General features: G+C 71.5%; 15 protein-coding genes. 7 read left to right on the top strand and 8 right to left on the bottom strand.

All coding sequences use genetic code 11. The features are described 5' to 3' along the window. Window positions 1-81: 81 nt before the first annotated feature. The 3 genes from ADK64_RS21570 to ADK64_RS21560 all read left to right on the top strand — a co-directional run bounded on the left by ADK64_RS21570 (window position 82) and on the right by ADK64_RS21560 (window position 2280). The gene (locus ADK64_RS21570; RefSeq protein ID WP_053661462.1) at window positions 82-969 is read left to right on the top strand and encodes an RNA polymerase sigma factor; all 888 of its coding nucleotides are present in this window, start codon (window positions 82-84) and stop codon (window positions 967-969) included. A gap of 11 nt (window positions 970-980) precedes the next feature. Then, window positions 981-1676, top strand: coding sequence for a hypothetical protein (locus ADK64_RS21565; RefSeq protein WP_053661461.1), 696 nt, complete (start codon window positions 981-983; stop codon window positions 1674-1676). 334 nt (window positions 1677-2010) lie between these two features. Further along, entirely contained in the window at window positions 2011-2280 is a 270-nt protein-coding gene (locus ADK64_RS21560; RefSeq protein ID WP_234384666.1) for a response regulator transcription factor, read from the top strand. A gap of 68 nt (window positions 2281-2348) precedes the next feature. Here the strand turns inward: ADK64_RS21560 and ADK64_RS21555 are convergent, their stop codons facing one another. Next, the gene (locus ADK64_RS21555; protein WP_159046313.1) at window positions 2349-2903 is read right to left on the bottom strand and encodes a TlpA family protein disulfide reductase; all 555 of its coding nucleotides are present in this window, start codon (window positions 2901-2903) and stop codon (window positions 2349-2351) included. Window positions 2904-2961: 58 nt separating this feature from the next. Next, complete coding sequence (locus ADK64_RS21550) at window positions 2962-3354, bottom strand: hypothetical protein (protein ID WP_159046312.1); 393 nt, start codon at window positions 3352-3354, stop codon at window positions 2962-2964. A 212-nt stretch (window positions 3355-3566) separates the two neighbouring features. Here ADK64_RS21550 and ADK64_RS21545 point away from each other — a divergent pair, with 212 nt between their 5' ends. Continuing rightward, a complete protein-coding gene (locus tag ADK64_RS21545; RefSeq protein ID WP_234384665.1) occupies window positions 3567-4745 on the top strand; it encodes a hypothetical protein in 1179 nt (392 codons plus the stop codon). Window positions 4746-4785: 40 nt separating this feature from the next. On the opposite strand, the gene ADK64_RS21540 is transcribed toward ADK64_RS21545, so the two are convergent. Then, window positions 4786-5427: a TetR/AcrR family transcriptional regulator gene (locus ADK64_RS21540; RefSeq protein ID WP_053661456.1), complete on the bottom strand. Its 642-nt coding sequence runs from the start codon at window positions 5425-5427 to the stop codon at window positions 4786-4788. Between the two features lie 79 nt (window positions 5428-5506). Between ADK64_RS21540 and ADK64_RS21535 the strand changes: the two genes are divergently transcribed. From ADK64_RS21535 to ADK64_RS21525, 3 genes are read left to right on the top strand one after another with little or no spacing between them, the layout of a single operon-like run. Further along, on the top strand, window positions 5507-6292 hold the full coding sequence (locus tag ADK64_RS21535) for an ABC transporter ATP-binding protein (protein WP_053661455.1): 786 nt from the start codon (window positions 5507-5509) through the stop codon (window positions 6290-6292). A 16-nt stretch (window positions 6293-6308) separates the two neighbouring features. Next, window positions 6309-7058, top strand: coding sequence for an ABC transporter permease (locus ADK64_RS21530; RefSeq protein ID WP_053661452.1), 750 nt, complete (start codon window positions 6309-6311; stop codon window positions 7056-7058). A gap of 13 nt (window positions 7059-7071) precedes the next feature. After that, window positions 7072-7644 carry a cob(I)yrinic acid a,c-diamide adenosyltransferase gene (locus ADK64_RS21525; RefSeq protein WP_053661451.1) on the top strand — a complete coding sequence of 191 codons (573 nt, stop codon included), beginning with the start codon at window positions 7072-7074 and terminating at the stop codon, window positions 7642-7644. Between the two features lie 17 nt (window positions 7645-7661). Here ADK64_RS21525 and ADK64_RS21520 read toward each other — a convergent pair whose 3' ends face one another. From ADK64_RS21520 to ADK64_RS21500, 5 genes are read right to left on the bottom strand one after another with little or no spacing between them, the layout of a single operon-like run. Next, a complete protein-coding gene (locus ADK64_RS21520; protein WP_053661449.1) occupies window positions 7662-7880 on the bottom strand; it encodes a hypothetical protein in 219 nt (72 codons plus the stop codon). Further along, window positions 7880-8284, bottom strand: a complete 405-nt coding sequence (locus tag ADK64_RS21515; RefSeq protein ID WP_053661446.1) for a hypothetical protein — start codon at window positions 8282-8284, stop codon at window positions 7880-7882. The genes ADK64_RS21520 and ADK64_RS21515 overlap by 1 nt, the downstream gene beginning before the upstream one ends. A 56-nt stretch (window positions 8285-8340) precedes the next feature. Further along, the gene (locus tag ADK64_RS48460) at window positions 8341-9807 is read right to left on the bottom strand and encodes a sensor histidine kinase (RefSeq protein WP_053661444.1); all 1467 of its coding nucleotides are present in this window, start codon (window positions 9805-9807) and stop codon (window positions 8341-8343) included. Continuing rightward, window positions 9804-10544 carry a response regulator transcription factor gene (locus ADK64_RS21505; RefSeq protein WP_053661442.1) on the bottom strand — a complete coding sequence of 247 codons (741 nt, stop codon included), beginning with the start codon at window positions 10542-10544 and terminating at the stop codon, window positions 9804-9806. The genes ADK64_RS48460 and ADK64_RS21505 overlap by 4 nt, the downstream gene beginning before the upstream one ends. Before the next feature lie 9 nt (window positions 10545-10553). Then, window positions 10554-11135 carry a hypothetical protein gene (locus ADK64_RS21500; RefSeq protein WP_053661439.1) on the bottom strand — a complete coding sequence of 194 codons (582 nt, stop codon included), beginning with the start codon at window positions 11133-11135 and terminating at the stop codon, window positions 10554-10556. Between the last annotated feature and the right edge of the window lie 146 nt (window positions 11136-11281).

The raw sequence follows: 11281 nt of genomic DNA, 5'->3' as shown, positions 1-11281 counted from the left end.
CCCGCCCCCCGCCACCCCCCCCCCCCGGGCCCCCGTCACGACCCCCCCCCCCGCCACCACCACCGGCGAGGAGCCGCCCCGATGAACTCACCCCTCGACGCCGACCCGCCGGCCCCCATGGAGACCGGCGGCAGGCGCGGCCGCAAGCCGGCCCCGATCTCCGCGGCGGCGGGACTGTCGCACCGGGCCTGGCTGGAGCCGGTGCGCAGCCACGTCTTCTCCAGCGGTCTGACCCTGGACGACCTGGTCCACCGCTCCGGCTATTCGAAGACCCGGATCAGCGAACTGCTGCGCGGCAACGGCTACTACCCCGCCTGGGAGATCACCTTCAGCGTGATCCGCGCGCTCGGTCTGCCCGTGCGGCCGATGCGCCGGCTGTGGACCGCCGCGGCGCGCGAGGCCCGCAAGGGGCAGTGGTGGATCGATCACTGCATCGAGCAGGTGGCGTGCGAACCGGAGTCCCCGCCCGTGGCCCACCAGGCCTTCACCGAGACGATGCACGCGCCCTACACCGCCTACGCCCGTGCCTTCCTGCTGGCCGAGGACCGCGTCCGCTGGTCGGTGGGCGAGACCTTCGACCTCCTGTGGCTGTCCTGGAACACGGTCGCGAGCAGCGAGAACGTCCGGCGCAACGCCTGGCTCCTGCTGCGCTCCCGGGTGCTCGCCCGGGCCGCCCACCGCGACGGCCGCCCCGATCTGCGCGCCGCCGTCTTCTCCACCGACGAGGTCAGCGACAGCGTGCCGGGCCGTCTCGTGGTGATGACCGACCTGGTGGATCTCTTCGACGCCATAGCCCGCCTCCCCCAGGACCAGATGGACGTGGTCGTGCTCAGGCACCTGTGCGGGCTGGACCTGGAGGAAACGATCCCCTACGTCACCGGTCTGAGCCCGGCCATCACGCACGCCGTCGACCACCACGCCCGCGCGGCCCTCGAAGACCTGCTGCACCGCGCCGGCATCCAGGAGTGACCCCTACCGCCATGACAGACATAGACACCCTCCTCGCCCGCGCCCGGCTGCGCCGGCGCCCCGACGTCCCCGCCGACACCGTCCCCTACGAAGACAGCGCCTACCCCGGGTACGGGGAGGACACCACCGGCGTCGCCGGCGCCCGTCCCGCCGACCCGGCCGCGATCCGCGACCTGCGCACCCTGTGCGACTCGCTCCTCGGCGCGCTCGCCCCCGGCACCCTCCACTTCCTCACCGACCAGCTCCCCGAGCCCGAGGGCGCCTGGCTGCTGGGCTGCGCGCTGAACGTCGCCGGGATCGACGAAGGCGCCCGCTTCTGGTGGCAGTACGCGGCCGGCGCCGGACACGCCCCGGCCGCGTACTGCCTCTCGTTGCACCACCGGGCGCGCGGCGAGGAGCACGCGGCGGGCTTCTGGTACGACCAGACCGGGCTCGACGCGACGACCGACGACGACACCATCCCCGTGACCGGCGTCCGCCCGCCTGTGAGCTGCACGTTCGACGCGTCCGTCCCCACGGTCCTGCGGGTCCTCAGCCGCCTCACCCCGGGCCCGCGCCCCCGGCGGGCCGACGTCATCACCACCTACGTCGCCCACGCCGTGACCCGTGGCTACGCCCGCCATCCCGGCGTCGAGATACCGGTACCGGGCCCCTGCTTCGCCGACCGCGTCAGCTCGCTTCTGACAGAAGCCGCACGGCGGTCATGAACGGCTGGATACGCAGCATGCTCAGCTGGCCACACACGCGGAGAGGCGCGTCAATGCGGCGCGAAGGGTGCGTGACCTGGCACTGTCCCCGGCCGAGTCCCGGTCGTCGTTCGCCGGCGGCGTCAGGCGCGGGGCGTTCGATTTTTGACGGTGTCCATGTCAGTGCGTTGCGGTACGTTGGCCTGGCCTTTGCAGCATCCAGGGCACGGGGCTCTGCTGGAGAAGCGCGAAGGCAGAAGGGACCGCCACGACATTGGTGATACGGGGCACCACAGAGAGACTGACCTGTCCGTTCCGGCATGCCGGGAAAGACCCGGCAGCCGAAGTGGCGAAGGTGAACCTGCTGACCGCCCGGGAGAAGGAGGTCCTCCTCCACCTGGGCACAGGCGCGGGGAACCGGGAACTGGCAGGAAAACTGGGAATCGCGGAGCGCACCGTGAAGGCGCACATCCAGCGGATCGTGATGAAGCTCGACCAGAGCACCCGGCTCGAGGCAGCGGTGCTGTCGGTGCTCGCCCACAATCTGCTGTGCGCCGATCCGGAGTGCAGACCGTGCAACACCCCTGGTGCGCAGCACCAGCGCGCAGGGGTCGCCTTGTCCTGACCGGGTGAAGCCGAGCCGGGGCCTGGAATACAGGGGAATGTGTTCCAGGCCCCGCAGTGCTCGGAATGTCACCGACTCGCGGTACGCCCCCCGATGAGCGGGGTGACCATGTCGGTGACCTCCCGCTCGGTGATGGTGCCGGGATTCACCGCGGCGATGTGTCCGGACCGGTCGATGACCAAAGTGAACGGAATACCGGTCAGCGGCACTGTTTCCCTCGGGAACTTCAGCACGTGCTTGCCGCCGGGGTCCGCAAGACTCGGGTACGGCAGACCGTGTTCCTTCTGGAAAGCCCGCCCGCTTGCCGAATCGGCATCCGTGTTCAGACCGAAGAATTGAACGCCCTTTGCGGCCAGGTGCTTTTGCGCTGCGGTGAGTTCGGGAGCCTCGGCCCGGCACGGGCCGCACCACGACGCCCACCCGTTGAGCACGACGACCTTGCCCCGGTAGTCGGCCAGCCGGAGCCGCGCGCCGTCGAGGCTGGCCCCTTCGAGGTCGGGCGCGGCCTGCCGCTGGGCGGCGGGAATGGGCTGGCCGGGTTCGATCTTCTCGCCGGGGGAAGCCTGGCAGGCGGAGACTGCCGCCAGGCAGACGGCAATCGACAGCACAGCGCGTTTCTTCATGCTCCGAGTATGCCAACCGGGCATTGAACTCCCGTGCACAGGGCTCTACTTGCGAGCGCTACTGCACGCCGCCGAAGGCCTTCTTCCCCTTCACCGAGTACGTGAAGACGACGTAGTACTTGCCGGCCGAGTACGACTTCCACGGGGCCATGTACTCGACGTTCTTGTCCTTGCCCGTCACGGTCTGGATCGCCGGGTCCTTACCGGGCGCCTCCTTGTAGACCGTCGCCGTGAAGCTGCGCGCGCCATTCCCCTTGACGCCGAAGTGCAGGAAGTGCTGGCCCTTCGACACGGAGTGGGACCCGGTCTTCTGGCCGGAACCGTTGCCGTTCGTGGTCCACGAGCCCATCCAGTTCGCACTGCTCGCGAACGCCTCGGCACCCGCACCCACGGCCAGCGCACCGGCCAGCGTCATGGCGGCAGCGGCCTTTGCCACAGTCTGAGCACCCATCACGTTCCTCCCGTTGGCGATCAACGGGGTCGAACGTATCTGCGACTTCGGCCGGTTCGCGACGTCCCGAAGGCCACTGCCCCGAAGAGCACTGCCCCAAAGGACATCGCCCTTTCGGCCACCTCCCCAATGGACGTGGTGGCACCGGGAGTTGGCGCCTAGGTTCGGCCGCTCAGGCAGACCAGCCCATTGTGATCAGACGGGGGACAACCTTGCGAATCCAACGGTCCATACCGCGCGCCGCGGCTGTGGCGGCGCTGCCCGTTGCACTGCTCGCCACGACGGTCACCAGCGCTTCGGGCACCCCTGGCGGGCACGACAGCGGGACGAAGGCGTCGTTCGGCCTCACCGCGAGCGGGTACCGGGACGTCACCGGGGTCGACGCCGACAGCCCGGCCGGCAAGATCCTGAAGAGCCAGGGGTTCAGCGTCCGCACCTCCCCGGCCGGACAGACCGCCGTCGTGGACAGCTCCATGGCCGACAACGGCATCATCACCGCGGCGAACCCCGGCTTCGTCGACATCTCGTGGAAGTCGTACGCGAAGGACGCCCAGTACACGGTCGTCCGCGACGACAAGCCCGTCTCGGTCCTCCCCGCGGGTGCCACGAGCTTCCACGACACCCAGGTGACGCGCGGGGCGACGTACGACTACCGGATCGTGCCGCAGCTCAAGAAGGACCACGCCGGAGCCCGCACCTGGGGCATGAAGGTCACCGTCCCGGCGGTCGCCAAGGGCGAGTCCGAACTGTCCGCGATGCGCAAGGGCGCGGTGTCGCGGGCCGACGCGGCGGCAGTGGCCTCGACCACGACGCTGACGTGGGTGGCGTTCATCCCCCAGAAGTACATCGACGCGCCGGTCGGCGGCTGTGACTACGGGTCGAAGTTCCAGTTCGGAGGGGACAACCACTCGAACTTCAACTGGAAGGACTCCCGTTACCGCACCGCGCTGAACGCGGTCATCACCTGGCGGAACAAGTCCCTGGCCGGGTACAAGGACGTCCAGGCCAGCCACGTGTACCGCAAGTCGGACCACAAGCTCATCGCCACCAAGAAGGCGACCGACAAGTACATGAGCGTCAAGAAGCTCGGGTCCGGCGGGAACTACGTCGACATCCGGATGGTCATGCACGCCACCAACCCGTTCTGCAAGGGCCTCGGCACCGTCAAGGGCGCGATCGACGGCGCCCTCCAGATGCACATGACGACGTCCGGGAACTGGGAGATCCACTCCGGCACCCACCGCCTGATGCCGAACCACTACATCTACATCTACAACGGCGGCCGGGTCACCAACGTCTACACCCGCAAGTACGCCAGCGCCGCCTGCCTGATCGGCTCCGCCGCGTGCCCGGTGGCCGACCTGACCGGGTACTACGGCACGTTCCACTGACCGCCCGGCGCGACCCGCGGGCCGACCCACCCCGCGGCCGCTAGACCCGCCCGCGCACGGCATACCCGAGGACCTGCTCACTGAGCAGGTCCTCGATGTCGTCCAGCAGCGCGAGTACCTCGCGTGACACCTCGCGCGGATCGCGGCCTTTGCCCATCTCGCGCCCGATGACCCCGATGACCGTGCCGTGGATCCAGCTGATCTGCCCCGCCATCAGGTGGGGCAGATCGTCGCCCTCGGCCGCTCCGGTCTCCTCGCGCAGGGCCTGCTCCAGACCGGCCTGGACCTCCTGGGCGATGGCCCACAGCCGGGAGCGCAGGGCGGGTGCCGCCTCGATGACCTTCATGAACGTCGCGTAGCCGGACAGCAGACCGACCCGTGGGGAGACCGCCTCGACCTCCTCGCGCAGCTCGCGCAGGACGGCGGCGGCGGCGGACTCGCCCTCGGGCCTGCCCCGGACCCAGCGGGCGAGGCGGTCGATCACGCCGGAGGAGCGGTCGAGGAAGAGGTCTTCCTTGGCGGGGAAGTAGTTGTAGACGGTGTTGACGGAGACGTTGGCGGCGTCGGCGATCTCCGCGACCGTCACCGCGTCGAAGCCGCGCTCGACGAACAGGCCCGTGGCCACATCCGAGATGTACTGCCTGGTCTGCCGCTTCTTCCGCTCCCTGAGTCCCTCAGCCATGTCCGCATCCTAGCTTCGCTGGGACCATTGAAAACTTGGAGTCATTGCAAAATTTCAGGGACTCTGTTTTTCTGTGTGCATGGCAGCAGTCATCAGCGCGGCGGGCCTCGCCCGCACCTTCCAGACCAAAGCCGGCCCCGTGGAGGCCGTGCGCGGTATCGACCTCGCCGTCCGGGAGGGCGAGATCCTCGGCTTCCTGGGCCCCAACGGCGCCGGCAAGACGACCACCCTGCGGATGCTCACCACCCTGCTGAAGCCGACCGGCGGCGCGGCCACCGTCGCCGGGCACGATCTGGCGTCCGATCCGGCGGGGGTGCGCGCGGTCAGCGGGTACGTCGCCCAGTCCGGCGGGGTCGATCCGCAGATCACCATGCGGGAGGAGCTGGTCACCCAAGGGCGGATGTACCGGCTGACGAGGGCCGAGGCGGCCGAGCGGGCCGACGAGCTGGCCCGGGACCTGGACCTCGACGGGTTCCTCGACCGCAAGACCGGCGCCCTGTCCGGCGGCCAGCGCCGCCGCCTCGACATCGCGATGGCCCTCACGCACCGCCCCAAGGTGCTGTTCCTGGACGAACCGACGACCGGCCTCGACCCCGGCAGCCGGGCCGACCTGTGGGAGCTGGTCCGCCGGCTGCGCGACGAGCACGGCACGACCGTGTTTCTGACCACCCACTACCTGGACGAGGCCGATGCCCTCGCCGACCGCCTGGTGATCGTCGACCGGGGCACGGTCGCCGCAGAAGGCACGCCGGGCGCGCTGAAACTGCGCTACGGCGGCTCGCTCGACGCCACCCTCCAGGACACCTTCCTCGCCGTCACCGGCCGCGGGCCCGCCCCGGCCGACACCGCCCCCGTAGCCGTCTAGCCAGGGATCCCCAGAGATGCTGCTTCACGACACGGCCCTCATCTACGGCCGTTACCTGCGCCAGTCCCTGCGTTCCCGCTTCGCGCTGCTCTTCGGCGTGCTCACCCCGCTGCTCTATCTCCTCTTCTTCGGCCCGCTCCTCACCCGTCTCCCGCTGGGCGGCACCGGCAGCTCCTGGCAGGTCCTCGTCCCAGGGCTGCTACTCCAACTCGGCCTGTTCGGCGCCCTGTTCGCGGGGTTCACGGTCATCATCGAGAAGGGGCAGGGAGTGCTGGAGCGGATGCGGGTGACCCCGGTCAGCCGGCTCGCGCTGCTGCTCGGCCGGGTGCTGCGCGACGCCACGGTCTTCGTCTTCCAGGCGGTGCTGCTGGTGCTGGCCGCGCTGGTGATGGGACTGCGGGCGCCGCTCGCGGGCATCCTGATCGGTTTCGCGTTCGTCGCCCTGCTCACGCTGTCGCTGGCCTCGCTGTCGTACGCGATGGGCATGCTGGCGCGCACCCCGCAGGAGTTCGGCCCCCTGGTCAACATGGTGTCGATGCCGTCGATGCTGCTGTCCGGCCTGATGCTCCCGATGGCCCTGGCCCCCACCTGGCTGGACGTGCTCTCGCACTTCGTCCCGTTCCGCTATCTGGTGGACGCGGTGCGCGACGCCTACACCGGCCAGTACGCCACGGCACACATGCTCTGCGGCGTCCTCGTCGCCGTGGGCTTCGCGGCGCTGGCCGTGACGGTGGGCACACGGGTGTTCCGGACGGCCGGAGCGTAACTAGGCTGGCCACATGGTCAATCTGACGCGTATCTACACCCGGACCGGCGACCGGGGCAGCACCGCACTCGGTGACATGAGCCGGGTCGCCAAGACCGACCTCAGGATCTCGGCCTACGCCGACGCCAACGAGGCCAACGCGGTGATCGGCACCGCGATCGCGCTGGGCGGCCTGGACACGGAGGTCGTGCAGGTCCTCACCCGCGTGCAGAACGACCTGTTCGACGTGGGCGCGGACCTGTCGACGCCGGTGGCGGAGAACCCGCAGTACCCGCCGCTGCGGGTGGAGCAGTTCTACATCGACAGGCTGGAGGCGGACTGCGACCGCTTCAACGAGCGGCTGGAGAAGCTGCGGTCCTTCATCCTCCCGGGCGGCACCCCGGGCGCGGCCCTGCTGCACCAGGCCTGCACGGTCGTACGCCGGGCCGAGCGCTCCACCTGGGCGGCCCTGGAGGCGCACGGCGAAACGATGAACCCACTGACGGCGACCTACCTCAACCGCCTCTCCGACCTGCTGTTCATTCTGGCCCGGACGGCCAACAAGGACACCGGGGACGTGCTGTGGGTGCCGGGTGGGGAGCGCTGACGGCGCCCCCCACCCGGTCATTTGTCCACGTCGCTCGTCGCGTCCCGGTCCGCCGCCGCGGCCGCGGACTGGGCCGCGTCGACCTTCTGCTTCATCTGCGCGTACCCCGAGGGCGTGCCGGAGGGTGCGCCGGTGGCAGCCGGTGTCTTCGGGGACGCTCCGTCGTGGTGCGCGCAGCCCGCGGTGAGCGCCACGAGCAGCGCCACCCCCGGGAGCACGGCAGGGCGGGCCCGCATCAGCTCGCCGCCTTGGCCCCGCCGTTGTCCTTGCACCAGGCCGAGACGCCGGTGAGGTCCTTCTGCCGCTGCTGCAGGTCCGTCACCAGCGACTTGCGGTGGTTCAGCCGGTCCTGGAGGTAGGTGGCGATCTGGGTGTGGCCCGCCTTCTTCGCGTTGTCCACGCGCTGCTGCAGCCGGGCGACCGAACCGCGCCGGCCGGCCCCCGCGTCGAGCCGCTTCAGGGCCCGCTCGATCCGGCGGTCGAGCTTGGGCACCCGCTTGCACAGCGCCTGCGCGCCGTCGCCGGTGGGCGCCGGCCTGGGGGTGCTGTCGGCCGCGGCCGCCGTCCCCGCCGTACCCGCCAGGACGGCCGTCACGGCGAGCCCCGCGAGGAGCGTGCGCGTCCGTCGTCGTACGTTCATCTGCCTCTCCGTTCACTTCCCGGGCGACCTCGGCAGGCCGTCCCTCGCGACGGAGGCTAGGCAGGTTCTTTGGGGAAACTCTGTGACCGGTTTGCCCCGGCTGTGCCGATCAGCCAGTCCCGTCGGCCGGGCAGTCCACCGCCGTCCGAGGGCAGCCGTACCTCGAAGCGGGCTCCCACCCCGTCCGGGCCGTCCGTCACCGTCGCGCTCCCCCGGTGCAGTGCCGCCTGCTGGGCGACGAGGGTGAGGCCGAGCCCGGAGCCGGCGCTGTCCGCGCCTCGTTGGAAGCGCTCGAAGATCCGGGCGCGGGCGGCGGCCGGGACGCCGGGCCCGTGGTCGTCCACGGTGATCAGGACCTCGCCCGGAGCGCCGCCCGTCACGCCGACCCGCACCACGGCCCGGCCCGCCCGGTCCCGGCCATGGGCCAGGGCGTTGGCCAGCAGGTTGTCGAGCAGCAGCCGCAGGCCCGCCTCCCAGCCGTGCACGGTGAGCCCGGGTGCCGCGTCCAGGGTGATCCCGGCATCGGGGGCGCGGCGCCGGGCGTCGGCCACGGCCGCGTCGGCGACCTCGGCGAGGTCGACGCCCCGGAACGCCTCCGCCTCCACCAGATCGCCGCGCCCCAGGTCCCGCAGCATCACCAGCAGCCCGAGCAGCCGGGCGTGTTCGCGGTGCAGGTCGGCCAGGACCTCGGTGCGGTCCGCCGCGGGCAGGCCGGGGTGGGCGGTGAGGATGTCGAGGTTGGTGCCGATGCTCATCAGCGGGGTGCGCAGTTCGTGCGCGGCGGCCGCCGAGAAGGAGCGGGCGGTGTCCAGGGCCTGCCCCGTGCGGGCGGCCTGCTCGTCGTAGCGGGCGAGGACGGTGCGCAGCGTCGCGGCCAGCTCGTCGACCTCGCGCACCCCGGTCCGCTCCTCGGGCGGCCGGGCCGTGCTGGTGCGCGGGTCGAGTCCGGCGGTACGGCGGGTGAGCCGGCGCAGTGGTGCGCTCGCCCCGGCGGCCAGGCCCCAGGCGAGCAGCCCGGACAGGGGGGCGGCGAGCAGCGCGGTGCCGATCACCCGGCGGCGTACGAGCCCCACCTGGGTGCGGGCGGCGGTGTCGGGCGAGAAGAGCCACAGCGTGCCGGAGCCGGTGGTGGTCCGCACCGGCCGGGCCAGGGCCCGCCAGCTGCGCCCGCCGCCGCGGACGGTGACGAACCCGGAGGTGCGGTCGGGCAGCGCCACCGAGGGGGCGGGCTGGGGGCCGCCGCTGAAGGTCACGCCCGGGGCGACCACGCGTACGCCGACGTCGAGGGCCGAGTCGAACAGCTGCCGTTGCCGGGTGTCGGCGGCCTTGGCGCGGCCGTTCGCGGCGGCCCGCAGCAGGGCCCGGGCGTCCGGCGCGACGGCCGTCGCCCGCTGGCGCAGATGCTGGTCCTCGGCCCGGTGCAGATCTCCCGCGACCAGGTGCAGCAGCAGCCAGCCGCCGGCCAGCACCAGCAGCGGGACGGTGCAGCCGACGGCCAGGCCGATACGGGTGGAGAGTCTCACGGCGTGTCCTGTGCGTCCCGTGGTTCCTTCAGGTCCCGTGGTTCCTTCAGGACGAAGCCGACGCCCCGGACGGTGTGGATCAGCCGGGCCGGGTTCTGGGCCTCCAGTTTGCGCCGCAGATAGCTGACGAAGGTGTCGACGGTGTCGGTGCGCACGTCGAAGTCGTAGCCCCACACCCGTTCCAGCAGCTGGTCACGGGTGAGGACCAGCCCGGCGTTGCGGGCGAGCACCTCCAGCAGCTCGAACTCGCGCCGGGTCAGGTCCAGCGGGGTGCCGTCGCGCTCGGCGGTGCGGGCGGCCGGGTCGATCACCAGGCCCGCCGCGCGCAGCAGCTCCGTACGGCCGCTGTCGGCCGGCGGGCGGCGGCGCAGCAGGGCGCGCAGCCGGAGCACCAGTTCCTGCAGGGCGAAGGGCTTGACCAGGTAGTCGTCGCCGCCCGCCTGGAGTCCGGCGATGCGATCGGCGGTCTCGTCCAGCGCGGAGAGCATGAGCACGGGCAGGTCCCGGCCGGCGTCGCGGAGCCGGGTGCACACCTCGATGCCGCTCATACCGGGCATCGACACGTCGAGGACGAGCACGTCGGGCGGGGCGTCCCGGATCGCGGCCAGTGCCCCGGGCCCGTCGGCGGCGATCCGCACCTCGAAGCCGCTGAGCCTGAGGCCGCGTTCCAGCGAGCGCCGGATCGCCGCGTCGTCGTCGACGACCAGTACCGCACCGGCACCCGCTGTGTCACTCATACGTTCTCCTCATCGCCCGGTCAGCGTACGGCCCTCCGTCGAGCGGGCGGCAGGGCCGGTCGGCGGCTTCTTGGGCCACAGCAGATAGGTCAGGGCGATGACGCCGTGGATCGCGACGACCCGCAGCGCGGCCCACTGCCAGGACCGCAGCGGTCCGGTGCCGTCGCCGTCGCCGACGTACCAGACCGCCGCCTGGAGCAGGACGAGGGCCACGGCGGCGGCCAGGACCGTGCGCAGCCACAGGCGTCCCTCGTGCCTGGCGCGCGCGAGGCCGTACCTGGGCGGTTTCGGGGGCCGGGGCGCACCGGCGAGGCGGTGGGCCGCGTGGCCGTCCAGCCAGCGGATCGTGTAATGGCCGTAGCCGACGGTGAAGCCGATGTAGAGCGCGGCCAGTCCGTGTTCCCAGCTCGGCTCGGCGCCGTTTCGGAGGTCGACGGCCGTCGCGACGAACAGCACCACCTCCAGCAGCGGTTCGCACAGCAGCAGCGCCACGCTGGTACGGCGCCACTTCAGCAGATAGCGGACGGCCAGCCCGGCGGCCAGCAGGACCCAGAACGCCACTTCACAGGCGATGATCAACCCGACGATCACGGCTCGCTCCTTCCCTTCGCCCTTCCAGGCTCGCCGCCGCTCCGTCCGATTTCGTCGGCGTCGCGGGCGACGTCGGCGTAAGCGAAAGTTGCAGTTCGGGACCCTTCCCGAGGAGCACGCGAGCCTGGTGGCGAGCGTGTTGGATG

This window comes from Streptomyces sp. MMG1121 (assembly GCF_001280015.1).
GTDB lineage: Bacteria > Actinomycetota > Actinomycetes > Streptomycetales > Streptomycetaceae > Streptomyces.
Note: the sequence above shows the minus strand (reverse complement) of the source record. Positions and strands in the feature narration are given on the sequence as shown.